Annotated in this window: 23 protein-coding genes; 6 read left to right on the top strand and 17 right to left on the bottom strand. The window is 69.7% G+C overall.

Annotation, left to right across the window (positions count from 1 at the left end; genetic code table 11):
- The first annotated feature begins 39 nt into the window (after window positions 1-39).
- The 4 genes from BN1193_RS16255 to BN1193_RS16240 are packed head-to-tail and all read left to right on the top strand — an operon-like array spanning window position 40 to window position 4,050.
- A complete protein-coding gene (locus BN1193_RS16255) occupies window positions 40-792 on the top strand; it encodes an SDR family oxidoreductase (RefSeq protein ID WP_040168013.1) in 753 nt (250 codons plus the stop codon).
- On the top strand, window positions 789-1,997 hold the full coding sequence (locus tag BN1193_RS16250; protein ID WP_052460882.1) for an acyl-CoA dehydrogenase family protein: 1,209 nt from the start codon (window positions 789-791) through the stop codon (window positions 1,995-1,997). Before BN1193_RS16255 ends, BN1193_RS16250 begins: the two co-directional genes overlap by 4 nt.
- A complete protein-coding gene (locus BN1193_RS16245; protein ID WP_040168012.1) occupies window positions 1,994-3,067 on the top strand; it encodes a phosphotransferase family protein in 1,074 nt (357 codons plus the stop codon). The genes BN1193_RS16250 and BN1193_RS16245 overlap by 4 nt, the downstream gene beginning before the upstream one ends.
- Before the next feature lie 20 nt (window positions 3,068-3,087).
- The gene (locus tag BN1193_RS16240; RefSeq protein WP_040168484.1) at window positions 3,088-4,050 is read left to right on the top strand and encodes a hypothetical protein; all 963 of its coding nucleotides are present in this window, start codon (window positions 3,088-3,090) and stop codon (window positions 4,048-4,050) included.
- A 27-nt stretch (window positions 4,051-4,077) separates the two neighbouring features.
- Here BN1193_RS16240 and BN1193_RS16235 read toward each other — a convergent pair whose 3' ends face one another.
- The 6 genes from BN1193_RS16235 to BN1193_RS16210 form a co-directional block, all read right to left on the bottom strand.
- On the bottom strand, window positions 4,078-5,271 hold the full coding sequence (locus tag BN1193_RS16235) for a bifunctional GNAT family N-acetyltransferase/class I SAM-dependent methyltransferase (protein ID WP_094770580.1): 1,194 nt from the start codon (window positions 5,269-5,271) through the stop codon (window positions 4,078-4,080).
- 19 nt (window positions 5,272-5,290) lie between these two features.
- Window positions 5,291-5,962, bottom strand: a complete 672-nt coding sequence (locus tag BN1193_RS16230) for a hypothetical protein (RefSeq protein WP_052460880.1) — start codon at window positions 5,960-5,962, stop codon at window positions 5,291-5,293.
- A gap of 124 nt (window positions 5,963-6,086) precedes the next feature.
- Window positions 6,087-7,778 (bottom strand): dipeptide ABC transporter ATP-binding protein, encoded by a 1,692-nt coding sequence (locus tag BN1193_RS16225; RefSeq protein ID WP_040168011.1) that lies wholly within the window; start codon window positions 7,776-7,778, stop codon window positions 6,087-6,089.
- The gene (locus BN1193_RS16220; protein WP_040168010.1) at window positions 7,775-8,767 is read right to left on the bottom strand and encodes an ABC transporter permease; all 993 of its coding nucleotides are present in this window, start codon (window positions 8,765-8,767) and stop codon (window positions 7,775-7,777) included. Before BN1193_RS16220 ends, BN1193_RS16225 begins: the two co-directional genes overlap by 4 nt.
- A gap of 1 nt (window position 8,768) precedes the next feature.
- Window positions 8,769-9,851 (bottom strand): ABC transporter permease, encoded by a 1,083-nt coding sequence (locus tag BN1193_RS16215; protein ID WP_040168008.1) that lies wholly within the window; start codon window positions 9,849-9,851, stop codon window positions 8,769-8,771.
- Between the two features lie 73 nt (window positions 9,852-9,924).
- Window positions 9,925-11,571 carry an ABC transporter substrate-binding protein gene (locus tag BN1193_RS16210; RefSeq protein ID WP_040168006.1) on the bottom strand — a complete coding sequence of 549 codons (1,647 nt, stop codon included), beginning with the start codon at window positions 11,569-11,571 and terminating at the stop codon, window positions 9,925-9,927.
- A gap of 224 nt (window positions 11,572-11,795) precedes the next feature.
- On the opposite strand from BN1193_RS16210, the gene BN1193_RS16205 reads away from it, so the two are divergent.
- Window positions 11,796-12,926 (top strand): hypothetical protein, encoded by a 1,131-nt coding sequence (locus BN1193_RS16205; RefSeq protein ID WP_040168004.1) that lies wholly within the window; start codon window positions 11,796-11,798, stop codon window positions 12,924-12,926.
- An 85-nt stretch (window positions 12,927-13,011) separates the two neighbouring features.
- Here BN1193_RS16205 and BN1193_RS16200 read toward each other — a convergent pair whose 3' ends face one another.
- From BN1193_RS16200 to yczE, 3 genes are all read right to left on the bottom strand, one after another.
- The gene (locus tag BN1193_RS16200) at window positions 13,012-13,404 is read right to left on the bottom strand and encodes a DUF779 domain-containing protein (RefSeq protein ID WP_040168002.1); all 393 of its coding nucleotides are present in this window, start codon (window positions 13,402-13,404) and stop codon (window positions 13,012-13,014) included.
- A 78-nt stretch (window positions 13,405-13,482) separates the two neighbouring features.
- Window positions 13,483-15,027 (bottom strand): acetaldehyde dehydrogenase ExaC, encoded by a 1,545-nt coding sequence (gene exaC, locus BN1193_RS16195; RefSeq protein ID WP_040168000.1) that lies wholly within the window; start codon window positions 15,025-15,027, stop codon window positions 13,483-13,485.
- A gap of 182 nt (window positions 15,028-15,209) precedes the next feature.
- Window positions 15,210-15,875, bottom strand: a complete 666-nt coding sequence (gene yczE / locus BN1193_RS16190) for a membrane protein YczE (RefSeq protein ID WP_052460879.1) — start codon at window positions 15,873-15,875, stop codon at window positions 15,210-15,212.
- Window positions 15,876-15,969: 94 nt separating this feature from the next.
- Here yczE and yczR point away from each other — a divergent pair, with 94 nt between their 5' ends.
- Window positions 15,970-17,364 carry a MocR-like transcription factor YczR gene (gene yczR, locus BN1193_RS16185; protein WP_040167998.1) on the top strand — a complete coding sequence of 465 codons (1,395 nt, stop codon included), beginning with the start codon at window positions 15,970-15,972 and terminating at the stop codon, window positions 17,362-17,364.
- Window positions 17,365-17,384: 20 nt separating this feature from the next.
- Here the strand turns inward: yczR and BN1193_RS16180 are convergent, their stop codons facing one another.
- The 8 genes from BN1193_RS16180 to BN1193_RS16145 all read right to left on the bottom strand — a co-directional run bounded on the left by BN1193_RS16180 (window position 17,385) and on the right by BN1193_RS16145 (window position 26,077).
- The gene (locus BN1193_RS16180) at window positions 17,385-18,704 is read right to left on the bottom strand and encodes a GAF domain-containing protein (RefSeq protein WP_040167996.1); all 1,320 of its coding nucleotides are present in this window, start codon (window positions 18,702-18,704) and stop codon (window positions 17,385-17,387) included.
- A gap of 78 nt (window positions 18,705-18,782) precedes the next feature.
- Window positions 18,783-19,841, bottom strand: a complete 1,059-nt coding sequence (locus BN1193_RS16175) for a magnesium and cobalt transport protein CorA (RefSeq protein ID WP_040167994.1) — start codon at window positions 19,839-19,841, stop codon at window positions 18,783-18,785.
- A 79-nt stretch (window positions 19,842-19,920) separates the two neighbouring features.
- Window positions 19,921-20,907, bottom strand: coding sequence for a malate dehydrogenase (locus BN1193_RS16170; RefSeq protein WP_040167992.1), 987 nt, complete (start codon window positions 20,905-20,907; stop codon window positions 19,921-19,923).
- Window positions 20,908-20,931: 24 nt separating this feature from the next.
- On the bottom strand, window positions 20,932-22,359 hold the full coding sequence (locus BN1193_RS16165; RefSeq protein ID WP_040167990.1) for a CCA tRNA nucleotidyltransferase: 1,428 nt from the start codon (window positions 22,357-22,359) through the stop codon (window positions 20,932-20,934).
- A 48-nt stretch (window positions 22,360-22,407) separates the two neighbouring features.
- Window positions 22,408-23,052 carry a GNAT family N-acetyltransferase gene (locus BN1193_RS16160; protein WP_040167988.1) on the bottom strand — a complete coding sequence of 215 codons (645 nt, stop codon included), beginning with the start codon at window positions 23,050-23,052 and terminating at the stop codon, window positions 22,408-22,410.
- A 44-nt stretch (window positions 23,053-23,096) separates the two neighbouring features.
- Window positions 23,097-24,098 carry a phosphotransferase gene (locus BN1193_RS16155; RefSeq protein ID WP_040167986.1) on the bottom strand — a complete coding sequence of 334 codons (1,002 nt, stop codon included), beginning with the start codon at window positions 24,096-24,098 and terminating at the stop codon, window positions 23,097-23,099.
- 27 nt (window positions 24,099-24,125) lie between these two features.
- Window positions 24,126-24,554: a hypothetical protein gene (locus BN1193_RS16150; protein WP_052460878.1), complete on the bottom strand. Its 429-nt coding sequence runs from the start codon at window positions 24,552-24,554 to the stop codon at window positions 24,126-24,128.
- Window positions 24,551-26,077: a DUF7059 domain-containing protein gene (locus BN1193_RS16145; RefSeq protein WP_040167982.1), complete on the bottom strand. Its 1,527-nt coding sequence runs from the start codon at window positions 26,075-26,077 to the stop codon at window positions 24,551-24,553. Before BN1193_RS16145 ends, BN1193_RS16150 begins: the two co-directional genes overlap by 4 nt.
- Between the last annotated feature and the right edge of the window lie 42 nt (window positions 26,078-26,119).

The raw sequence follows: 26,119 nt of genomic DNA, 5'->3' as shown, positions 1-26,119 counted from the left end.
AGGACGCGGCGATGAGGCCGCCCGGAAAGCGAGATCCCGATGACGGAACGGCCTGCGACGGTGGCGATCGTGACCGGCGCCAGTCGAGGAATCGGGCTGGCCATCGCCCGCCGACTCGTCGATGACGGTGCGCGTGTCTGTCTCACGGCACGCCACGCCGAGGAGCTGGACGCGGCGGTCGCGAGCTTTCCGTCCGGCACCGCGATCGGCGTCGCGGGTGCGGCCGATGACCCGGACGCGCGCACGGAGACCGTGCGACGGACGGTCTCCGAACTCGGTCCGATCGACGCCCTCGTGAACAACGCCGGCATCAACCCCGTTTACGGCCCGCTCGCGGACCTCGACCTGGACGCCGCGCGCAAGGTCTTCGAGGTCAACGTGCTCGGCACGCTCGCCTGGACTCAGGAGGTGGTGCGCTCCGGCATGGGCGAACGTGGGGGCAGCATCGTGAACCTGTCCTCGGTCACCGGCGAGGTCGTGTCGCCGGGCATCGGCTGGTACGGCATCACGAAGGCCGCGGTGTCCCACCTCACCGCCACGCTCGCGGTCGAACTCGCCCCGCGGATCCGGGTGAACGCCGTCGCCCCCGCCGTGGTGAAGACCCGCTTCGCGCGAGCGCTGTACGAGGGACGCGAAGAGGAGGTGTCGGCGGCCTATCCACTGCGTCGGCTGGGCACCCCAGAGGACGTCGCCGGTGCGGTCGCGTTCCTGCTCTCCGCGGACGCGGCGTGGATCACCGGCGAGGTGCTGACGCTCGATGGCGGACTGCTGCGCGCGGGAGGGACGGCGTGAGCGGGTCCGAGAACCTGCGCGATCGCACCCGCGCCTTCATCCGCGATGTCGTGCTGCCGGCCGAGCCGCCGCACGGCGTGACACTGTCGGACGACCGCCTCGCCGATCTGCGCGGTCAGGCCCGGGACGCCGGAGTGTTCGCCCCCCTGGCACCGACGGAGTTCGGGGGGCACGGACTGCCCCTGGCGCAGTGGTCGCCGGTTCTGCAGGAGGCCGGCTACTCGCTCATCGGACCGGCGGTGCTGAATGCGATGGCGCCGGATGAGGGCAACATGCACCTGCTGAATCTGGTCGCCTCCCCGGCGCAGCGCGAACGGTGGCTCGCTCCGCTCGCCCGCGGCGAGGTCCGCTCCAGCTTCGCGATGACCGAGCCCCACCCCGGGGCCGGGTCGGACCCGCGCGCACTGACCACGCGAGCCGTGCGCGTCGACGGCGGTTGGCGCATCACCGGACGCAAACGTTTCATCAGCGGGGCGCGCGGGGCCGCGTTCGCGATCGTCATGGCCCGGACGTCCGAGGACGAACGCGACGGCGCGACCATGTTCCTGACCGGATTGGATGCGCCGGGCATCACGATCGGGCCGGACATCCACACCATCGAGAGCGCGATCTCCGGAGGCCACCCGTACGTCACGTTCACGGACTGCTTCGTACCGGACGCGGAAGTGCTGGGCGAGCCGGGCGCGGGATTCCGGTACGCCCAGATGCGCCTGGGTCCGGCTCGCCTGACCCACTGCATGCGCTGGCTCGGCCTCGCCCGCCGCGCGCAGGACACCGCCCTGGACCGCGCGGCGGCCCGGTCGTTGTTCGGCTCACCGCTGCGAGAGTTGGGGGTCGCGCAGGCTCTGCTCGCGGACAGCGAGATCGACCTCGCGACCTCGGACGCCATGATCGAGCGCACCGCGGCGCTGCTGGAGACGGATGCGCGGGCCGGCGAGGCGCTGTCCTCCATCGCGAAGGTGCACTGCTCGGAGGCGATCTTCCGCATCATCGATCGCGCCGTCCAACTCTGCGGAGGGGACGGCGTCACCGACGGACTCGGACTGATCCAGTACCTCAACGAGGTCAGGCCGTTCCGCATCTACGACGGCTCGAGCGAGACCCACCGCTGGGCGATCGCCCGCCGCGCCTCGTCCGCGCGCACGCGCGAGGTCGCCGCCGGTGCACACCGCCTGGACGTCGTCGACCCGGATCCGGCCGAATGATCGACCGTCCGGACGGCGTGGAGGTCGTCGCCACGGCCACCGATGCCGCCGCGCTGCAGCGGCCCCCGCTGCTCGTGCTCGATGCCGTCGCCGAGTTCCTCGCGTCCGCCGGGATCGGGACCGGTCCCCTCTCCTGGGAGCGCATCGGCGACGGGCAGTCGAACATCACGTACGCGCTCCGCGTCGGTGACCGCGATGTCGTGCTGCGTCGGGGGCCCCGACCGCCGCTGCCCCCGTCGGCGCACGACATGGTGCGCGAGGCGCGCGTGCAACGGCAGCTCGCCGCCGCGGGCATTCGAGTGCCGCAGATCCTCGCCGTCTGCGCGGATGACACCGTGCTCGGCGTTCCGTTCTACGTGATGGAGCACATCACGGGCGAGGTCGTCACCGACGCGATTCCGACCGCGCTGGACACCGCGGCCGGGCGCGCGGGGATCGCATTCGCCGCCATCGACACCCTTGCCGAGCTGCACGCGGTGACGGTCGACCAGGGCGAGCTGGCCCGCCTCGGACGTCCGGACGGGTACCTCGAGCGTCAGGTCTCCCGGTTCGCCGGTCTGTGGGCGATGGTGTCCCGTCGCGATGGGACGGTCGTGGCGGATCTCGCATCACGCCTGCGCGCCACGATGCCCCGCACCCAGCGTCACGCCGTCGTGCACGGGGACTTCCGGATCGGGAACCTCATGTACGCCCCCGGGGCTCCCGCCCGAGTCGCGGCGATCCTGGACTGGGAGATGGCGACGCTCGGCGATCCGCTCGCTGACCTCGGCTACTTCACCGCGACCTACGCTCGACCGGGAGTGACCGCGACGCCGCTGGAGCTGACGCCGGTCACGCGGCTGGACGGCTTCCCGGAGCGCGACGAGCTCGTCTCGCGGTACGCGGCACGACACGGCGATGACGTCACGCGGCTGGACTGGTACGAGGCGCTCGCGCTGTTCAAGGCCGCGGTGTTCTGCGAGGCGATCTACACGCGCTGGGTCGACGGTGAGCGTCCGGGCGACACGTTCGGTCCGGCTCTCGCCGACGGCGTCCCGCTTCTGCTGGAGGCGGCCCGCCTGCGGCTGTGACCAGCCGCTACCCTGACGGCATGGAGTGGGACAGCGACACCGGGGCCGGGGACTGGATCAAGAAGGCGTTGGAGGCCGACGGGGAACGATTGCACAGCATCGCACCGCGCGGTTTCGCGGCGTACGCGCGCGTTCTGCACCCCGCCGGGGTGCGGAGCATTCCGGGCGGACATGTACCCACGGAGGCCGAGGAGCGGCGGCTGTCCGACCGCGAGCGCGACGCCCTGCTGTCGCGGATCGTGGACACGCACGCCACCTGGGCGGAGACGGCCCACGCGTTCGGAACCACCCGTCACCCGTCCGCGCAGTGGCACACCCTGGTCCGCGACGCCGTGCCGGCGATGAGCCCGGACGGCCGGGAGTTCTTCGCCCCGCCTCCCGGAGAGCTCTTCCCGGAGCCGCTGGCGGCGATCGTCGCGACCGCCACCGGCGGGAAGCCCACCCCCGGATACGCCACCCTCTGGGACGGCTGGAGCGGACTGCTCGGTGGGTACGACGACCACGGGCGCGGCTACCGCACGTTCCTCCCGGCGGACGGGGTCGCGGACGACGAGGTCGCCGAGCGCCACGCCCGGATGCTCGGTGCGAGCATCCACGATCCGTTCAACAGCCCCTACCGCGAGCCCGAGTGGCAGGACGGGATCCTGTCCGCGGAGGTCGCCGCCGGTCCTCGCCTCACGGTCAGCGAGAGGGAGCACGTGCTGTTCTCCGGCGATCTCACGCTGTTCACCGACCCGGACTGGAGCGATCACGTCCCGTGGCGCGAGCCGGACACGCCGCTCGGAACCGCGACCATCTCCCCCAACCTGCTGTGGCCGGCGGATCGCTCGTGGATCCTCGTCACGGACATCGACCTGGACTCGACCGTCGTGGGAGGGTCGGTCGCGCTGATCGACGCGCTGATCACGGACCCGCATCTGGAGGCGCTGGCCCTGCCCGCCGACGCCGACCTCGGCTGGGACGCCGACACCGTCAACGCGTGACGCGCCGATCTGACCCCGACGCCGGGGTCAGCGGGCGACGATGAGCACCAGGGAGCCGCGGAACTCCGGCCGGGTGCGCAGGTGTCCGTGACGGGCGTCCCATGCGCCGGAGGCGAGGTCGGCGGACAGCGCGCTGACGAATCTCTCGGCGACCTCGGGCGCGACGAAGCTCCACGCCGAGTTCGCCTGCCGTGCGCCGGGGTCCAGCAGCGCCTCGGGACGGCCGTAGTACGCCTCACTGAACCCGTCGGTGCAGTCCAGCGGAATCGGCACCTCGGTCACGGTGACGGCCCCGCCGAGCAGGTCCGCGATGACCTCCGGCGCCGGGTAGCGCCGGGCTTCCGTGGCGATGACCTCCGGCGCGTACTCGTTCAGCCAGAACCGCGTCAGCGTGGCCGGGTCACACGTCAGGACGACGACCGGGCCGGTGGTGACTCGCCGCAGTTCGCGCAGGCCGCCGGCCAGGTCGGCCCACTGGTGCACGGTGAAGGACGCCAGCGCCGCATCGAATGCGTCGTCGGCGAACGGCAGGTCCTCGGCGGACGCGTCGATCGCCGAGGAGAGGCGGCCCGGACGTTGCGCGCGCATCGCCGCGCTCGGTTCCACGGCGGTGACCTCGCGGTCCGCCGGTTCGTACGAGCCCGCCCCCGCGCCCACGTTGATGACCGTGCGGGCGTCGCCGAAGGCGTCCGTGATCGCGGCGAGGAAGCGAGGCTCCGGCTGCCGGTAGTTCGTATAGCCCGACCCGATGGCGCCGTAGTCGGCGTCGCCGGCGCTGCCGTCTCCGCGCGCGGTGGGCTCGCGGACGAGGATCTCGTCGATCTCATGGACGGACTCCAGCACGAACCCCTCCCGCTCGTAGAGCGTTCGCGCGCGGGAACCGGACAGCACGTCCAGGCGGATGCGCTCGTGACCGTGATCGGCGAGGATCCGGCGCAGCACGGCGGTCCCCGCCCCGCGGCCGCGCAGCCCCGGCTCCAGATAGAACAGCTCCAGCCACAGTGCATCCGGCGCCCGGCGCAGCGACACGGTGCCGGCGAGGTGGCCGTCCAGGTGGATCAGTCGGGTCCACTCGGGCGCGAAGCTGCGCGCGACCCACTCCCGCGAGCGGTCCGGGTGCCAGCGTCCGTGCCGCTCGAGATCCTCGCGGATGGATCGTGCTTTGAGTTCCACGACGTAATCGAGGTCATCAGCGGTGGTGGGACGGAACTCGATCTGCACACCGCGAGTCTGTCAGAGGTCACTGCCCGGAGAGCGCTCGCACGACCGTGACCGCGTCACGCCAGTAGGGCTCGTAGTGCTCGGGCTCCTCATTGCGCTGCGTGCGATGGGCGATGAGCGTCGGCGAGACCGACCCGCGCTCGGCGTCCGGGACCGCGCGCCGCATCGCCCGGTAGAACAGGAGCGCGGCCTGTCGGGGATCCATCCGCTCCGCTCGCGTGCCCCACCAGTCCTGCTGCTGGAACAGCCCGAGCGAAGTGGTGCGCGTGCCGTCCGGGTTCTTCACCCCGCTGGTCTCCCAGTCCCCGTGATCGAGGTTGCGCAGCGAGGACTCCCCCATCGCCGTCATCACCGCGATCGTCTGATCACGTTCGCCGAGACCGAGCTCGTTGCCCGCGTCGAGGATCGCTTTCGCGTTCGCCAGCTGCTCCGCATCCCATCCGTCGACGGCCGGATGATCCGCGGACACCGCGGCCGCCGTCACGCCGGGTGCGGCCGGATCGACGTCCCACTGCCGATTTCCGACCACTCCGATCATCGCCGCCGTCGTCACTCCCAGCACGACGAAGGCGGAGACGATGACGGCGCGGAACCGGCGCTCGCGGAGGGCACGTCGACGCGCCGCAGAGAGACGTGGACGCTTGCGCGAGCGCTTCTTCCGCCGTTTCCCCGGGGTGGTGCGTGTTGCCATGACGAACGGATTCTATGCGGCACGGACCAGCCGCCCGCGCGAGCACGCCCTTCCCAGGGAGGTTCGTCAGAGTGATCGCACCGGACGAAACGGAGCATCGTCGCTACGCGATGGCGCGGAGGCTTCACGCTCCGCGCGAGGCGGCGCGAGCGGCCTTCCACTCCTCACGCCGGGCGTGCTGCGCGATCGGGTCCGGTACCGGCAGCGAGGCCAGCAGCTCCCGCGTGTACGGGTCCTGCGGGTTGCCGAGCACCTGGGCGGTCGTGCCCTGCTCCTGAATGCGGCCCTGCCGCAGCACGACGATCCGGTCCGAGACCTCGTCGATGACGGCGAGGTCGTGACTGATGAACAGGCTCGCGAAACCCAGGTCCCGCTGCAGTTGCACGAACAGCTCGAGCACCTTCGCTTGCACCGACACGTCCAGCGCGCTGGTCGGCTCGTCGGCGATCAGCAGCTTCGGATCGAGCGCCAGGGCACGGGCCAGCGACGCACGCTGACGCTGACCGCCGGACAGCTCGTGCGGATACCGGTTCGCGAAGTTCTCCGGCAACCGGACGGCATCCAGCAACTCGAGGACCCGCGCGCGGCGATCCCGATCGCTCATGTCCGGACGGTGCACCACCAGCGGCTCCGCGACGCACTCCCCGATGCTGAGCAGCGGGTTGAAGCTCGTCGCCGGGTCCTGGAACACGAATCCGACATCGGCGCGGTTCGCGGTGAGCTGGCGCGACTTCACGCCGCGCATCTCCTGCCCGAGCACCCGCAGCGACCCGCCGACGACGGACGTGAGCCCGACCATCGCCCGGCCGATCGTGGTCTTGCCCGATCCGGACTCGCCGACGAGGCCGAGCACCTCGCCCGGCCCGATCCAGAAGTCCACGCCGTGCACGGCGATCACCCCGGTGCGACCGAAGCGACCCGGGTAGCCGATCTCCACCTTCTCGGCGACGACGAGGCTGCCCTCCGGCGGCGCGGTGGGCGCCGCCGCGTTCGGGTCCTGGCGCGCTGACTTGCCGCGACCGACGTGCGGGACGGCGGCCAGCAGCTCCTTCGTGTAGTCCTCGCGCGGCTCCGCGAACAGCTGCTGCGCGGGCGCCTCCTCGACGATGTCGCCGCGGAACATCACCACGACACGGTCAGCGAGGTCCGCGACCACGCCCATGTTGTGCGTGATCAGCACGATCGTCGCGCCGAACTCATCGCGGCACTGCCGCAGCAGCTCCAGGATCTCCGCCTGCACGGTCACATCGAGCGCCGTGGTGGGCTCATCGGCGATGATCAGACCGGCGTTCAGGACGAGGGCCATCGCGATCACGACGCGCTGCTTCTGTCCTCCGGAGAACTGGTGCGGGAAGTCGTCGACGCGCTTGTCCGGGTCGGGAATGCCGACCCTGCGCATGACGTCGATCGCCTGCGCCCGTGCCTCCTTGCGGGACATCTTCGTGTGCGCGCGCAGGCCCTCCGCGATCTGCCACCCCACCGTGTAGACGGGATTCAGCGCCGTGGACGGCTCCTGGAAGACCATGGCGGCGTCCCGGCCGCGCATCGCGCGCAACTGCTTGTGGGTGGCGTGCACGACGTCGGTCTCGCCGCCGTCCCGGCCCCGGATGATGACCGCACCGGAGGCGGTCGCCGTCTCCGGCAGCAGCCCGAGCAGCGTGTTCGCCGTCACGGTCTTGCCGGACCCGGACTCACCGACGATCGCCAGAACCTCACCGGCGTGCGCGGCCAACGAGATGCCGTTGATCGCCTGGACCGGCTCGCCGTCCGTCGCGAACGCGATCTTCAGGTCGTGGATCTCCGCGACATCACTCATGCCACACCTCCCGCGCGACGGCGCGTGCGCAGTCGCGGATCACTCAGATCGTTCAGGCTCTCCCCGAGGAGGGTGATGCCGAGCACCACCAGCACGATCGCGACACCGGGGAACACGCTCGTCCACCAGATGCCACTGGTGACGTCGGCCACGGAACGGTTCAGGTCGTACCCCCACTCACCGGCCTTCGTCGCCTCGATGCCGAAGCCCAGGAAGCCGAGGCCCGCGAGGGTCAGGAGCGCTTCGGAGGCGTTCAGGGTGATGACCACGGGCAGCGAGCGCGTCGAGTTGCGCAGCACGTGGCGCAGCAGGATGCGGCCCGTCGGGACGCCGATGACCTTCGCCGATTCCACGAAGGGCTCCTGCCGCACGCGCACCACTTCGGCGCGGATCACGCGGAAGTACTGGGGCACGAACACGACGGTGATCGAGATCGCGGTCGCCATGATCCCGCCCCACAGCGTGGACTGGCCACGACTGATCACGATCGACATGACGATCGCCAGCAGCAGCGACGGGAAGGCGTAGATCGCATCGCAGACGACGACGAGGATGCGGTCCAGCCACCCGCCGAAGTAGCCGGAGAGCAGGCCGAGCGCGATGCCGACGAAGATCGAGCACGCGATCGCGGCCAGGATCACCAGCAGCGCGGTCTGGGCTCCCCAGATCACGCGGGAGAGGACGTCGAATCCGGACACCGTGGTGCCGAGGAGATTGGTCGCGTTCGGCGGCTGCTGGGTGCCGAAGGTCACGCCGTCCGCCTTCTGTTGCGCCCACGAGTAGGGCGCCAGCAGCGGGGCGAAGATCGCGACGAGAACGAAGACCACGACGATGACGAGGCCGATGATGAGCATCGCGCGCTGCAGGCCGACGCTCTGCCGCAGCTGAGCGATCACCGGCAGACGGTCGACGAGCTTCTTGCGCGGCGGCGGTTGCACCGCGAGCGCGGCGGTGGACGGGGTGGGCAGGTCTCGAGCCGGCTGGGTCATCTCAGTACCTCACCCGCGGGTCGATCATGGCCGCGACGATGTCGACGATGAAGTTGGTCAGCGCGACGATCACGGCGATCATCACGACGATGCCCTGGACTGCCACGAAATCGCGCGCCTTCAGGTACTCGGAGAGCATGAAGCCGAGACCTTTCCACTCGAAGGTCGTCTCCGTCAGGATCGCACCGGCGAGCAGCATCGCGATCTGCATGCCCATCACCGTGATGATCGGGATCAGGGCGGGGCGGAAGGCGTGCTTGGTGACCAGGCGGTATTCCGCGACACCACGGGACCGGCCGGAGGTCACGTACTGCTGGCCCAGGGTGCCGATCATGTTGGTGCGCACCAGGCGCAGGAAGACGCCGGCAGTGAGCAGTCCAAGAGCGAGTGCGGGCAGCACGGCGTGCCACAGAACGTCCAGGATCGCGTCGCCGTTGCCGAGGCGGATCGCATCCAGCAGGTAGATGCCAGTCGGGGTGTTCACACCGCTCATCAGCAGTTCGGTACGAGTGCCGGCGCGCCCGGACACCGGGAGGATGTTGAGCCACACGGCGAAGATCAGCTTCAGCAGCAGGCCGACGAAGAAGATGGGCGTGGCGTAGGCGAGGATCGCCAGGATGCGGGCGACCGCGTCCGGCCACTTGTCGCGCTTGTAGGCGGCGATCATGCCGAACGGGATGCCGATCACGAGCGCGACGATGACGGCGTAGATCGCGAGCTCCAACGTGGCCGAGCCGTACTGCAGCAGGATCTCGATCACCGGACGACCGTCCGTGAGGGTCGTGCCGAAGTCACCGACCAGCAGATGCCCGAGGTACTCGAAGTACTGCGTGATCAGGGGCCGGTCATACCCGGCGTGGTGGATGCGCTCGGCGAGCTGGTCGGGCGTCAGACGCCCACCGAGAGCCGCGGTGATGGGGTCACCGGTGATGCGCATCAGGAAGAAGACCGTCGTGACCAGGATGAAGACGGTCGGGATGATGAGGAGGAGGCGGACGACGATGTACCGCCACAGTCCGCCGCCCTGCGCCTTGACGGGCTTGGCGGCGGCGACGGAGATCGGGTCGTCGACGGCTGTGACCATGCGTGAACCTTACTGGGAACGCCATGAGCCGAGGATCCGCCACGCGTGGCGAGATCCCCGGCTCATGATCGACTTACTTGGTCAGCGGTGCGTACCGGAACTTGAACGACGCGTCCAGCGTCGCGCCCTTCACGTCCTTGCCGACGATCGCGACCTGCTTGCCCTGGAGCAGCGGGATCGTGGACAGGTCCGCGGCGACGAGGTCCTGGATCTTGCCGATCTCCTCGGTGCGCTTGGCGGCGTCCGTCTCGGTCGCCTCCTGACCGATGAGCTTCTCCACCTCGGCGTTGGAGTAGTGGTTCTTCAGGAAGCTGTTGGCGGTGAAGAACGGGGTGAGGTAGTTGTCCGCGTCGGAGTAGTCCGGGAACCAACCGAGCTGGTACATCGGGTAGACGTCAGCGGTGCGGTCCTTGGAGTACTGCACCCACTCGGTCTGCTGCAGGTTGACGGTGAACAGACCACCCTCCTCCAGCTGCGACTTGTACGCCGCGTACTCGTCGCCCGAGGACGGACCGTAGTGGTCGCCGTTGTACTGCAGGTTCAGCGTGACCGGAGTCGTGACGCCGGCCTTGGTCAGGATCTCCTTGGCCTTGTCCACGGAGGGTCCACCGTTGCCATCGCCGTACAGACCCTTCAGCGCCTCGTTCGCGCCGGTCATCCCCTCGGCGACGAAGGAGTACAGCGGGCTGTAGGTGTCCTTGTAGACGTCCTTCGCGACCGCGGCGCGGTCGATCAGCGATGCCATCGCCTGGCGGACGGCGAGCGCCTTGGCCGGGTCGGCGTCGGCAGCCTTGGCGCCGAACGGCATGGTGTCGAAGTTGAAGACGATGTAGCGGATCTCACCACCGGGACCGTCGACGACCTTGACCTTGTCGTTCTTGGACAGATCCTCGACGTCGGTCGCGGAGAGGCTGCGGAACGCCACGTCGATGTCGCCGTTGCCGATCGCGAGCTTCAGGTTCGATGCGTCGGCGTAGTACTTCACCGTGACGGAGTCGTTCTCGGCCGCACCCAGCTCACCCTTGTAGTCCGCGAACGGGACGTAGTTGATGAGCTCGTTGAACTTGTAGGAGGAGATCTCGTACTGGCCGGCGAACGCCTTGCCCTTGACGATGTCGTCATCGCTGGTCACGGCGTCCGCGGAGAAGACCTCCTCGTCGACGATGGGACCGGCCGGCGAGGAGAGGATCTGGGGCCAGATCTGGTCATTCGCGGTCTTCAGCTTGAAGACGACCGTGGTGTCATCCGGAGTCTCGACGCTGTCCAGGTTCGACAGCAGCGATGCCGGACCGTTCGCGTCATTGATCTTGATCTGGCGGTCGAAGCTGAACTTGACATCCGACGAGGTCAGCTTGTGGCCGTTGGCGAAGGTCAGACCCGACTTCAGCTTCACCGTGTACTCGGTGGGGCTGGTGAACTTGGCCGACTCGGCGATGTCCGGAGTGACCTCCGCCGTGCCGTACTTGCTGTTCATCAGGAACGGGTAGATCTGGTTCATCACGGCGAAGGAGCCGTTGTCGTACGAACCGGCCGGGTCGAGCTTGGTGATCTTGTCCGTGGTGCCGACGACGACGTCGCCGCCCTTGGCGGCGCCGCCGGTTCCGCCGGTCGACTCTCCGCCGCCCGTCGAGCTCGTGGCGCAACCGGCGAGAACGATCGCCGCGGCGCTGAGTGCGCCGACGGCCAGAGCCAGACGGCTCCGCTTGCTGTGCAGTGACATAGTGCTACCTCTGTGTACGGGTGCTGATCCGCGTCGGGGACACGGACGAATGTCGATATCTTCGCGGTGCGACCCGTTCACGCAGAAGACGACAGGACGCATCGTGACGAGACTGATATCGGCACCCGGGCATGCTAACGATCCACGGTGATGGCAGCGGACGGATTCCACACCCCCGGCTACCATCGGTCGAGCGGACGGGTTCGGTCCGCGAGGGGGGAATCATGAGCACGATGGTGCCGTTTGACGCACGACCGCTGACCGATCCGATCGACCCGGCGGCGCTGAAGGCGTTCCGCGCGAATCCACCCTTCGCGCGGAGCTCACCGTCCGGGGCGAAGATCGTCAGCATCGTGGTCCCCGTCGTCACGGTCGTCGTCGTCCTCGCGGGTCTGATTCCGACCATGATCGCCTTCTTCTCGGGACGCAGCGGACGCAATCCGATACCCGTCGTGGTGCTGCTGGTCATCGTCGCCGCCGCCGTGTTCTTCTTCGTGAGCCGCGGTCGCCGCACCCGCCGGGACTACCGGCTCTCGCGCTTCGCGACGGCCAACGCGATGGAGTACCTCCCGAGCCTGGCGGACCCGGCACTGCCCGGCATGGTCTTCGGACAGGGCTCCGCCCGCAGCGCCTCCGTCCTGCTCCGCGCAACCGCCCCCCGGTTCGTCGAGTACGCCGACTACCAGTACACGACCGGGTCCGGAAAGGAGCGGCAGACGCACCGATGGCACTATGCGGCGGTGCGGCTGAACAACCGCCTGCCGAACATCGTCCTGGACGCCCAGGCGAACAACTCCTTCCTCGGGTCGAACCTGCCCGCGCACTTCCACCGGGACCAGCACCTTTCCCTGGAAGGCGACTTCGACCGACACTTCCGGCTGTACTGCCCCACCGGGTACGAGGCCGACGCCCTGTATCTGTTCACTCCGGACGTGATGGCGAACTTCATCGACGCTGTGGGGGCGTTCGACGTCGAGATCGTCGACGACTGGGTCTTCCTCTACACGCAGGCGCGGCCGAATCCGCTGGATGCGGCGTCCTGGGCCTGGCAGTTCCAGGCCGTGCACGCACTGGTGACGAAGGTCGAGCAGTGGGAGCGGTGGCGGGACGACCGGATGTCCACCCCGGCCACCCCGACGGCGCCGCAGGCGTTCGCGGCCGTCGCGCCTGCGGCCGTCGGCGCCGGGAACGTCCTGCCGCCGATCCCCTCCGGGCGGCCGATGGGCGTGGCGCCGCAGGGCCAGCGTCTGCGCCGCGGCGTCAACTGGGGCACCTGGGTGTTCGCCGGAGCGGTCGCGGCGTTCTTCCTGCTGCGCGAATTCCTGCCCGCCATCCTGCGCGTCTTCGCTCCCTGAACCGTCGCCGCCTCCCGAGACACCCAGGCACGTCCCAAACGCCCCGCGTTGCGGGGTTTCTCGGACGTGCCTGGGTGTCTCGCGGTCAGACCTCGGGCATCAGGCCGAAGTGCGCCAGCTCCGGATCGGTCAGCATGCGCGAACGGATGAGGAAGCGCTTGCCGGTCGGGCCCTCGACGCTGAACCCGGCCCCACGTCCGTCCACGACGTCGATCGTGAGGTGGGTGTACTTCCAGTACTCGAACTGCGACTCCGACATGTAGACCTCGATCGGATCGATGCCGTCCACCGTGAGGGTGCCGAGATGGACATCGCTCGGCCCGGTGAGGAACATGCCGACCGGATAGCACATGGGCGAGCTGCCGTCGCAGCACCCACCGGACTGGTGGAACATCAGGGGACCGTGTTTCGCGGCGAGCTCCCGCAGCAGGTCCGAGGCCGCGTCCGACACTTCTACACGGGCGAACTGTTCACTCATGACCGCTCCTCTCGCGGGAGAATTCCGGGCACGTCCGGGACGGGAGATGAGCGTCGCGGACGTGCCCGGGCGTGGGGATCAGAAGAAGCCCATGGGCCCCTCGGCGTAGGAGACCAGGAGGTTCTTGGTCTGCTGGTAGTGCTCGAGCATCTTGAGGTGGTTCTCGCGTCCGATACCGGACTGCTTGTACCCACCGAACGCCGCGTGCGCCGGGTACTGGTGGTACGTGTTCGTCCAGACACGGCCCGCCTCGATCGCACGGCCGGCCCGGTACGCGGTGTCGCCGGAGCGGCTCCACACGCCGGCGCCAAGACCGTACAGCGTGTCGTTGGCGATCGAAATGGCGTCGTCGAAGTCCGAGAAGGACGTCACCGACAGCACCGGACCGAAGATCTCCTCCTGGAAGATCCGCATGTCATTGGTGCCCTCGAACACCGTGGGGGCGACGTAGTAGCCCTCGGAGAGGTCCCCGCCGAGATCGACGCGCTCGCCGCCGGTGAGCAGCTTCGCGCCGCCCGCCTTGCCGATGTCGATGTAGGACAGGATCTTCTCGAGCTGGTCGTTGGAGGCCTGCGCGCCGATCATCGTGCGCGGGTCGAGCGGGTTGCCCTGGACCACCTTGCTGACGCGCTCCAGTCCGTCGGAGAGGAACGTGTCGTAGATACCGCGCTGGATGAGCGCGCGCGACGGGCAGGTGCAGACCTCGCCCTGGTTCAGCGCGAACATCGTGAAGCCCTCGAGCGACTTGTCGTAGAACGCGTCGTTCTGCGCGGCGATGTCATCGAAGAACACGTTCGGCGACTTGCCTCCGAGCTCCAGCGTGACCGGGATGAGGTTCTGCGAGGCGTACTGCATGATCAGGCGACCGGTGGTGGTCTCACCCGTGAAGGCCACCTTGCGGATGCGCTTGTGCTGCGCGAGCGGGGCGCCCGCCTCGATGCCGAAACCGTTGACGATGTTCACGACGCCGGCCGGGAGGAGGTCTCCGATGATGTCGAACAGGTACAGGATCGACGCCGGCGTCTGCTCGGCGGGCTTGAGGACGATGCAGTTTCCGGCCGCGAGTGCGGGGGCGAGCTTCCACGTCGCCATCAGGATCGGGAAGTTCCACGGGATGATCTGACCGACGACGCCGAGCGGCTCGTGGAAGTGGTAGGCGACGGTGTTCTCGTCGAGCTGGCTGAGCGAACCCTCCTGTGCCCGCAGGACACCGGCGAAGTAGCGGAAGTGGTCCACCGCAAGCGGGATGTCCGCGGCGAGCGTCTCGCGGACGGGCTTGCCGTTCTCCCACGTCTCGGCGACGGCGATCTCCTCGAGGTGCGCCTCGATGCGGTCCGCGATCTTGTTCAGGATGTTGGCGCGCTCGGTCGGGCTGGTCTTGCGCCAGTCCGCGAACGCCTTCCAGGCGGCGTCGACGGCACGGTCGATGTCGTCGGCGTTTCCGCGAGCGACCTCGGTGAACGGCTTGCCGTTGACCGGCGAGACGTTCTCGAAGTACTCACCGGAGGCGGGCTCGACCCACTCACCGCCGATGTACTGGCCGTACCGCGGCTTGTAGTTCGCGACGGCGCCGGGCTGACCGGGGGCGGCGTACGCGTGGACTTCTTCTTCGACGATGGTCATGGGGTCTCCTTCGACGTCATGCGTGGACAGCGTCGCCGCGAACCTTCTCCGTCCTCAGCGACCGCTTGCGATGAAGGTAGTCCGCGCCACGTTGCACCCGGTTGCGCGTGCGTGCAGCAGGCTTCGCTGAGGTCTGCGGTGGCGGGTCGGCGCCGCGCCGGAGCGCTCGGAGGGTCGGCCGATCACGCAGCGCGGCGAGCCGCCAGGACGGCGCTGCGGCGCGCGCGCCGGGCCAGCATGCGCGGTAGGAACAGGCCGATCAGCGGCCCCACGCCGAAGGCGAACGCCACCGTTCCCACTCCGACCGGCCCGCCGAGGAGGAAGCCGATCAGCAGCACGCTGCCCTCGATGATGGTGCGGACGATCCACACTTTCCACCCCGTGACCCGGACGAGTCCTGTCATCAGACCATCGCGCGGACCCGGACCGAAGTCCGCGGCGATGTAGACGCCGGTGGCGAAGGCCAGGATGAGCATGCCGGCGGCGAACAGCGCGGCCCCGGCGATCCAATTGGGCATGTCGGGGATGAACGACAACCCGAGATCGGCGCTCGGCCCGACGGCGAGCGCGTTGGCCAGAGTACCGAGGCCCAGCCGTTGTCGCAGCGGAATCCAGAGCAGCAGGACCACGATCGACACCAGCACCGTCACGGTTCCGAACCCGAGCGGGAGGTGGCGAGTGATGCCGACGCTCAGAACGTCCCACGGGGACAGTCCGATGCCCCCGCGGATCATCATCGCGATCGCGATGCCGTACGCGAACAGTCCGGCCGCCAGCTGGATCAGGCGCTCGACGACGTCCCGCGCTGAAACGGCCGTGATCGGCAGGAAGGGCGAGCGGAGAGCCATGTTCCCATCGTGGCGGCGTTTTCGACCGCGAGGGCGGTCCACTGTCACAGAAGTGGCCCGGTTCTGCCAGTCCACTCTGTGTCACAGTGGCCGAATGGGTTCTCGTCTGGTGCAGTTGCTCGGTCCGGCGCGCGCGAATTCTCCCGTGGCCGCCGGTCTCGCCGACGGCGTCCGGTCCCTTGTGCTGGACGGGCGGCTGAGCGTCGGGGAACGGCTGCCGAGTGAGCGGGCCCTGGCGAGCGAACTCGGTCGGTCCCGCGCCACCGTCACTGCCGCGTACGACCGCCTCGAGGCAGCCGGCTACGTGTCCCGCGTGCACGGAGCCGGGACGCGCGTCGCGCTGCCCCACGCATCGCGTCCCGTCGCCTCGTCCGCCTCGACGGAGGTCGACTTCACGATCTCGTCCACCGGGTCCACGCCGGGACTGCACGAGGCGACCCTCCGCGCGCTGCCGCGGCTGGCGAGCCTGCGCGGAGGCAGCGGATACTCGCTGCCCGGCCTCTCGGAGCTGCGCGAACGGGTCGCCGCCCGCTATCGGGAGCGTGGAGTCCCGACGAGTGCGGACGAGATCATCATCACGTCCGGCGCCATGCACGGGTTCGCGCTCGTGCTGGCGACACTCGCCCGGCCGGGACGGATCGCCCTGGTGGAGCAGCCGACGTTCCCGCATGCGATCGACGCCCTGCGTCGAGCCGGGCAGCGCCTGGTGACGACACCGGTCTCCCCCGACGGGTGGGACGCGCGCCATCTCTCGACGACGCTGCTGGAGTCACGGCCACACCTGGCCTATCTGGTGCCCGATTTCCACAACCCGACCGGCGCGACGTTCCCCGAAGCGGAACGGGACCGTCTGGTGGCCACCGCACGCGCCGCGGGGACCACGCTGGTCGTGGACGAGACCTGCGCGGAATTGAACATCGATCGCCCGGACACCCCGTCACCGATGGCGGCGTTCGGGGATGTCATCACGCTCGGCTCGATGTCCAAGGTGGCGTGGGGTGGCCTGCGCGTGGGTTGGATCCGCGCGTCCCGCGAACTCGTCGACCGGATTCTCGCCGTCCGCCCCACGATCGATCTCGGCACGGCCCCTCTCGAGCAGTGCATCACGATGGAGCTGTTCGAGGACGTGCCGGCGCTGCAGCGGGCCATGGCGGCGCGACTGGCCGCCGGACGCGACGCCGTCGAGTCGGGCCTGACCCACCTCCCGCCCCTGCTCATGCCATCCACCCCGGGCGGACTCGCCGTGTGGATCGACCTCCAGGAGCCGGTGTCCACGGCGCTGTCGCTGGCCGCCCACGAGCACGGTCTGCGGATTCCCCCGGGGCCGCGCTTCTCCGCGTCCGGGGTGCTGGAGCGCTATCTGCGGATCCCCATCACGCTCGAACCGGAGGTCACCGCGGACGGAATGCGCCGCCTCGCCGGCGCCTGGCGCGACCTTCATGAGACCGGACCGCTGCGGGGCGCTGTGCGACACCTCACGGTCGTCTGAGCTCCGCCGGCCCTCCGGCGTCAGCCGAGGCGTTCGATGCGGGCGACCAGCGCCGTGCGCTTGGGTGAGCGCGGCGGCAGCAGCTCCAGCGCAAGGCGCAGAACCTCGAGGTCGTCGGCGCCGACCGCCGTATCGGCGTAGGCCAGCAGCACGTCCGCGTTCGCCTCGGCGAGCAGCGCGTCCCGCAGGGTGGTCCGGACGAGATCGCGGAACTCCTCGACGCCCGGTGCGACGGAGTCCGTCAGCACATCCCCGGTGAATGCCGCGAGCGCCACCCGGTGTGCGCCGCGGTCCACGAGGGACAGCACACGGTGCGCGTCCGATTCCATCCCCGGCTCAAGCCGGTAGGGACGGGAAGCGAGCGTCACCGCCGAGCCGGCCTTGGTCAGCGCCTTGCGCAGCCGCACCATCTCCGGCCGCAGGGTGTCGACCGCTGCCGGGTCGCCGTAGACCAGTTCGGCGAGACGCTCCGCCGACAGCCCGGACCGGTGCTGCGTCAGCATCAGCAGGATCTCGGCGTGCCGTTGACCGAGCGCAACGGTGGAGGCACCCGCCGGACCCTCGACGTCGAGGGCGGCGCGCTCGAGTCCCAGCACCCGCAGGGTCGTCCGGGCCGGCGCGGTCGGCGGCGTCGAGCGGCGCCCGGAGCGCTTGCGTTCCTGGCGTTCGCGCAAGCGCGTGACCAGCAGCTCACCCTCCACGGCGCGGGCCGTCGCGTCCACGAGCAGCTGCGCCTGCGGGGTGATCACCTCGGTGCCACCGGTGACGTCGATGACGCCGACGATCCGCCCCGTCTCGGGATCGCGGACCGGGGCGGCCGTGCACGACCACGGCTGCACGAAGCGGTTGAAGTGCTCTGCGCCCACGATCTGGACGCTGTGTTCGAGTGCGAGCGCCGTCCCGGGTGCACTCGTGCCGACGGACCCCTCCGACCAGTCCGCGCCCGCCACGAACCCCATTTCGCCCGTGAGGCTGCGGATCTGCCGATCACCGTCCACCCAGAGCAGGCGGCCGGATGCGTCGCCGACGGCCACGACGACCCCGGCGTCCTCAACGGTTCCGGGCAGGAGGAGTGAGCGGATCATGTCCCGGACACCGGCGAGCGGGTGCGCCCGGCGATACTCCTCCAGCTCTTCTCCGGTCAGCGCCAGCAGTGGCAGCGCTTCGGCACCGACCTGTTGGGAGAGCGAGCGCCCCCACGAGTCGCGCACGAGTGCACGTACGTCCGCGAGCCGGCGGTCCTGCGGGTTCCCGCCCACGAACTCCTCGTGTGCGCGCGCGACGAGCAGACGCGAGGTCTCCGGTGAGACATCACGGCGGTGTGACCACATCGAGGACATGCGGACCCTTGCGTCGACGGTGTCCGGACAGTGTAAGCGGAACGCGGCGCCCGCGGTCCGGGATCCGGGCGCCGGCTGCTACATCCAGCCCTTGCGTTTGAACGCGACCCAGATGCCCACGCCGAGCGCCACCATCGCGCCCACGGCGATCGGATATCCGAAGGCCCAGTGCAGCTCCGGCATCTGATCGAAGTTCATGCCGTAGATCGCGCCGATGAGGGTCGGCGCGAAGAGGATGGCCGCCCAGCCGGAGATCTTCTTCATGTCATCGTTCTGGCGTTCGGTGACCAGGGTCGAGTTGACGGAGAGGATCTGATTCAGCGCGTATCGGACATCGGACACACGCTGGCCGACACCACCGAGGTGATCTCCGACGTCCTGCAGGTGCGTCTGCAGTTCGTCCGGGACTCGGTACTTGTCAAAGCCACGGCGCAGTCCGGTGAGCACCTGGCTGAGCGGGCTCGCCGCATGCTGCAGATCGATGACCTCGCGACTCAGGCGGTAGATGCGCTGGGTGACGTTGCGGTCGCCGGTGAACACCTGACGTTCGATCTGCTCGGTGTCCACGTCCAGGCCGTCGAGGGCGCTCGCGTACCCGTCGACGACGCTGTCCAGGATGGTGTAGATCACGGCCTCGGTTCCGAGCCCCAGCATCTCCGGCACACCGCCGAACTGCTCCAGGCTCCACTCGAGGTCCTTCGGGCGGTCCTGACACATCACCACGACGACGTTCCCGCGCGCGATGACGTGGAACTCGGAGAATTCGACCTCCTCCGTGAGGTCCCGGTACAGCGCGGATCGGACCACGAGGAAGAGCACGTCACCGTAGCGCTCCAGCTTCGGACGCTGGTCGGCGTTGACGAGGTCCTCGACCAGCAGCGGATGCAGGTCCCACAGCTCGCTCAGCTCATCGATCTGCCCGGGTGTCGGGAGGTCGTAGCCGAGAACGGCGAGATGACCAGGTTCATCGGCGTACCGCAGTGCGCGGGTCAGCGACGCCGACTCCTCCTCCGGCACCCGCGCGCCCGCGGAGAACAGGTGGATCACTCGGCGGCCGCGCGTGCGGACCGGCACGGAGGGATTACGGCGGACGACGGGTACCCGACGATGGGTTCCCGGACGGGTGCGGTCGCTCATGGGTGCCTCCGTTCGTCGCGCAGGAACCACGGTACGCGCCCGCCGCGCCCGGCGCCGCCGCGTGACACGCCCCGGCGCCTCAGATCAGACCGAGGGTCCGGACCGCGTCCCGCTCCTCCGAGAGCTCGGTGACGGAGGCGTCGATGCGGGCACGGGAGAAGTCATCGACCTCCAGCCCTTCGACGATCCGCCAATCACCATCGGCCGTGGTCACGGGGAAGCTGGATACGAGTCCTTCGGGGACGCCGTACGAACCGTCCGAGGGCACCGCCATCGACACCCAGTCATCCGCAGCCGACCGGGTCAGCCAATCCCGGGCCGCGTCGATCGTGGCCGATGCCGCCGAGGCGGCCGATGACGATCCGCGGGCGGCGATGATCGCCGCGCCGCGCTGGGCGACGGTCGGGATGAAGTCGTCGGCGATCCAGTTCCGAGGCACCAGGTCCGTCGCGGGGCGGCCGCCGACGGTCGCATGGCTGAGGTCGGGGTACTGCGTCGCGGAGTGATTCCCCCAGATCGTCATCCGTGCGATGTCCGTCACGGCGGCACCGGTCTTCGCGGCGAGCTGCGCGATCGCCCGGTTGTGGTCCAGGCGAGTGAGAGCACTGAACCGCTCCCGCGGGATGTCCGGGGCGTTCGTGGCGGCGATCAGGGCGTTCGTGTTCGCCGGGTTGCCCGTTACGCCCACGCGGATGTCGGATGCGGCCACCTCATTCAGCGCGGCGCCCTGCGCGGTGAAGATCGCGCCATTGGCCTCCAGCAGATCACCGCGCTCCATCCCCGCGGTGCGCGGTCGGGCCCCCACCAGCAGGGCCAGGTTCGCGCCGTCGAAGACCGTCCGCGGGTCCGCGCCGATCTCAACGCCGTGCAGGTGCGGGAACGCACCGTCCATCAGCTCCATGACCACACCCTCCAGCGCGGGCAGAGCCGGCTCGATCTCCAGCAGACGCAGCTCGACGGGTCGGTCCCCGAGCAGATCCCCGGCGGCGATGCGGAAGAGCAGGCTGTAGCCGATCTGCCCGGCGGCTCCGGTGACGGCGATGCGAACGGGCGTGGGTGCGGTCATGCCGCCCACGCTACTCCGCGGGTCTCAGGACCGCGCCGACCACCAGTCGCGCAGCCGCTGCTCCGCGTCGGCCTCGTCGATCATGCCCTCGTCCAGGCGGACCTCCATCAGGAAGCGGTACGCCTCACCGATCTCCCGACCGGGTCCGATGCCGAGGATCTCCTGGATCCGGTTGCCGTCCAGGGCCGGGCGCAGGGAGTCGAGGGCCTCCTGCTCGGCGAGCTCGTCGATGCGACGCTCGATGTCGTCGTACGCGCCGGCGAGCCGGGCGGCCTTGCGCTTGTTGCGCGTGGTGACGTCGGCCCGGGTGAGGATGTGCAGTCGCGCCAGCTGGTCTCCCGCGTCACGCACGTACCGGCGCACGGCCGAGTCCGTCCAGGCCCCCTCGGCGTACCCGAAGAAGCGCAGGTGCAGCTCGATCAGCTTGCTGACGGCGGCGACGGTGTCGTTGTCGAACCGCAGAGCCTGCAGGCGCTTGCGGGCCATGCGCGCCCCGACGATGTCGTGGTGGTGGAAGCTCACCGCGCCGCCGGCCTCCAGTTTGCGGGTCCGGGGCTTGCCGATGTCGTGCAGCAGCGCGGCGAGGCGGAGCGCGATGTCCGGCGACGCGGTGCCGAACCGCGCCTTCTCCAGGGCGATCGCCTGCGCCAGCACGGTCAGCGAGTGCTCGTAGACGTCCTTGTGGTGGTGGTGCTCGTCGGTCTCCAGCTTCAGCGCCGGGATCTCGGGCAGGAACTGCTCGATCAGTCCGGTGTCGACGAGGATGCGCAGGCCACGGGACGGGTCATCCGTCTCGAGCAGCCGGACCAGCTCGGACTGCACGCGCTCCGGCGAGACGATCGCCAGCGTCTCGCGCAGTTCGGCGATGGCGGCGAGGGTGTCCGGGGCCACCTCGAACTCCAGTTGCGAAGCGAACCGGGCGCCGCGGAGCATCCGCAGCGGGTCGTCGCCGAAGCTGATCTTCGGGTCGATCGGGGTACGCAGGATTCCGGCGACCAGGTCTTCGACACCACCGGTCGGATCGACCAGCTGCACCTGCGGCACGCGCAGCGCCATGGCGTTCACGGTGAAGTCGCGGCGGGTGAGATCCGCTTCGAGCGAGTCGCCGAACGCCACGACCGGCTTCCGGGTCGCGCCGTCGTACTCGTCCGCCCGGTACGTGGTGATCTCGACGTTCTCGCCCTGCACCCGCGCACCGATCGTGCCGAACGCGCGGCCGATGTCCCACTGCGTCGAGGAGATCGGCTCCACGATCGCGAGAATCTCGTCCGGCGTCGCGTCCGTGGTGAAGTCGAAGTCGTGCACCGGACGACCGAGCAGTGCATCGCGCACCGGGCCGCCGACCAGCGAGAGGTCGTGACCGGCGTCCTGGAAGGCCTTCGCGACACGGGCGACGACCGGGGATGCTGCGATGGCGCTCAGGCGAGCGACACCTTCCGCCATGTTCAGCATGTTCCCCAGTTTACCGGGGGTCTCCCGCGCTCCCTTCGCGAGGCGGCGCTACAGGCCGAGGAAAGAGCGGGCGGCGGCGACACCGGAGGTGTCCAGGCGCCAGGGCGGACGCACGAAGGCATCCGCCGTCAGGCGGACGCGCTGGTGCATCGTGACCTCGCCGGCGCGGGCCTCCACGGGCTGTATGCCGTCATCGACATATCCCAGGGCGCGGGAGACGCCGAGTGAGGACGCGTTCCATTCCGCCGCGGCGGAGACCGCCTGAGTCGCGCCGAGATGATCGAACGCGAAGGAGAGCACCGCCGCCCGCATCTCCTTGCCCAGCCCCCGACCGTGCACCGAACGCGTCAGCCAGGAACCACTCGAGACCTCGCGGATGACCGGGAAGTTCTTCGCGCTGACGTCCTGCGCGCCGATGGGCACGCCGTCCCGGAGGACGGTGAAGATGATCGTCCAGTCCTCCGGTCGCGTACCGGCGCGGTGACTCCAGTGCCAACGCGCCAGTTCCCGCGCCAGCGTCTGCGGGTCCTGGTCGGTCCACGGGGCGGAGAACGGCATGACCGCCGGATCGTGCACCCCGGCGACCGCGGCGTCCACCAGTCCCGGGAAGTCGTCGTCGCGCGTCGGGCGCAGCACGAGGCGCGGCGTGCGCAGTTCGAGTCCGAACAGAGGCCAGATCGTCGTCAGGTCCATCGCGCCATCCTGCCATCGCCAGCCGTCCGACGCGGGACGGCGGGTCAGGCCCAGCGCTGGCGGAGGAGCTCGAGGGCCGCGATGGCCTCGACGCGCTGGAACTCGCGCAGGTGGGTGAGTCCGGCAGGCGGGGGCGTGCGCGCACGGTCGAACCACATGCCCCCGAGCGCCGACAGCAGCGCGTCCACGTCGTCCACGCTCGCCGCTGCGAACACCGGATGCCGGAGCAGCTCGAGGGGGTCGGAACTCGGTTCGGTCCGCTGCAGATCGACCAGGTAGGTGAGGGCGTCGACCCAGGGCGCGCCGACGCCGGCCCACGGCCAGTCGACCAGCCGGGCCGCACCGGAGGTGTCGATCAGGATGTTGTCGGCACGGCAGTCCAGATGCACGAGTGCCGTGCCCGCAACCGCGGCCGGCATGCGCAGTGAGGTCGCACGCAGGCGCTCCAGATTGTCGCCGACCCAGGGCGCGTGCTCGCGAGGAACGGTCGACAGCGCGCGATCTCGCACCAGGTGCTCCCACCCGAACGAGTCCGGCGCGAGTTCGTCCGAAGCGGAGGGCAGCCCCGCCGGCGGGGTGATCGCGGACATCTCCGCGAGTGCATCCAGGACACGCGTCGCGTCGAGGGCGACGGGATGACGTCCCTGGATGTCACCGAGGATCAGCCCCGTCCAGCGCTCCAGCACGGCGTCCTCCGTGGCCGCGTCACCGGTGTACAGAGCGGCGGGCCGGCCGCCGTCCGCCGGGACGACCGCCAGATCGAAGGCGGCGATGAAGGGCGCCGCCGGCACCGCCACCGGGAGGGTGCGCATCACCGCGGCCTCGCGACGGTGCATCCGGTGCGCCCCCGGATTGCGGTGCTCCGGAATCGCCTTCACGAACGCCCGCGCTCCGTCAGCGAATCGCACGCGGTCGGCGGTGCCGCCGGTGAAGCCGCCGGGCTGGCTCACCGCGTCCACCACGTGCGATCCCACCGCCGCTTCCACCCGCTGGCGCACCGGAAGCGGCAACTCGTGCCAGGTCAGTCGGTCCGTCCAGGTCGTCATCACCTCATGCTGTCAGAGCGCGAGACCTCACACGAACGGCAGCTCGTAGGGGTAGCGCTCGGCCAGACCCGGAGAGATCGACTCCACGACCGCGTCCAGGCGGGCGATGTCATCGTCGGTGGGATCGCCCAGGCGCTCGAAGGCGCGCAGGGCGTGACCGAGGATCAGCCACTCCGTCACGTCGATGCGCAGCGGTTCGAACAGGTGCGTGGCCAACTCGCCGTGGTTGTGATCGAACAGCCAGATTCCGCCGTCCGGACCCAACAACCACCGATCACCCTGACCGTTCTCACCGACGAACCACCAGCGCGTGTCAACCTCGAGCGACTCCCAGTAGCGGGGATGGCGATACTCGTCGGTGATCGTCCGGGCGTGCTCGGGCGAGAACGCGATGATGTCGGTCGAGATCTCCATCGTGACCTCAGGCAGGAACTCCAGGCTCCGCGGCGTCGTCATGCCTGCTCCGGGAATCGCAGGAAGCCGTCGATCAACAGCTCGCGGACCCGCGGCAGCAGGTCGGTGCGCAGCGCGGTGGGGTCGACCTCCAGCAGCTGTGCGATCGCGTCGCTGAGCGAGCCCACCGGAAGGTCGCCGTCACACGCTCCGACGAGTCCGGCGAGTGCGGGGTCGACCGACAGTGCCCGCCCGAATCCGGTTCCCTGCCGCAGCTCGATCACGGTCGGTTCCTCCTGCCCCGGCAGATGGTGTCGCGCCTCGGTCACATCGGGCGCGACCAGCAGGCGAGCGGCCGCGAGATCCGCGTCCGACATCGTCGCGAGCCGGTCGTGAGCCGCGAGCACCTGGACAAGGTGCGACCCGAGGGACCCTTCCGCGGGGATCGGTGTCCCGACACGTTCGTAGCGGTGCAGCGTGGGCTCGCCGACGGCTCGGCGCAGCAGCACGTAGCCGAAGCCGATGCGCGTGACGTCACGGTGCGCGAAGTCGTCCAGCCAGGCGTCCAGCAGACGTTCATGCGCACCGGACCCCGCCACCGTGCCACCGTCGCGGATCCACAGGGCCGCGTACTCCGCCGGATCCAGCTGTTCCCGCTCCACGATCCACGCGTCCAGGGGCACCGGCGACGCCTCGATCCACGCCCGCACCCGATCCAGTCCGTCCCCGTCGCCGACGTACTCCCAGTTGCCCAGGAACTGCGCGATTCCGCCGGGCGAGAGATGTTCGCCGACACCGGCGATCACCGCCGAGACCAGGTCATCTCCCTGCATCCCCCCGTCGCGGTAGTCGTAGGCGGGAACATCGTCGCGGCGCGGCGTGATGACGAACGGCGGGTTCGAGACGATGCGATCGAACGTCTCCCCCACGACGGGTTCGAACAGGCTGCCCATCCGGGTCTCGATCCCGTCGATGCCGTTCAGCAGCGCGTTGAAGTCGGCGTACGCGAGCGCCGACGCGGAGATGTCCGTGGCCACGACGGCGTCGGCGTAACGCCGCGCGCGGAGGGCCTGGATGCCGCACCCGGTGCCCAGATCCAGCACCCGCGAGGCCGGCGACGTGAGTTGCAGCCCCGCCAACGTGAGGGATGCGCCCCCGACCCCGAGGACGTGGTCATCGGGCAACGGACCCCCCAGGGCGGTCTCGTCCAGATCACTCGCCACCCACCATCCGCCGACACCGCTGTCGTCGACGTACGACTGCGGACGGATCAGCGCGAGCGGACGGATCTCATCACCGGACACCTCCCCGAGACCGAGCGCGACGAGTCCGTCGGTCGTGAGGGTCGGCACGGCGTCCGCGACCTCGGTCGTCGGCTGGGCGACACCGAGGACGAGAAGCCGGGCGAGCACGGCGAGCGGATCGCGTCGGTCCCCCAGTTCGCGCAGCGCGGGCACCCGCGTGCCACGTCCGAACGCGTCGTCGGCGGACTCGCCCCACGCCGCACGGATGCGCGCGGAGTGGAAGTCAGCGGAACGGAGATCGGCGGCCAGCCGGGAGATGAGAGCGGCATCGGGATGAACCATCACCCGTCCATTCAAGCGCGCCCCCAGGGGACGCGCGGACGG

Source organism: Microbacterium gorillae, assembly GCF_000826185.2.
Taxonomy (GTDB): Bacteria; Actinomycetota; Actinomycetes; order Actinomycetales; family Microbacteriaceae; genus Microbacterium; species Microbacterium gorillae.
Note: the sequence above shows the minus strand (reverse complement) of the source record. Positions and strands in the feature narration are given on the sequence as shown.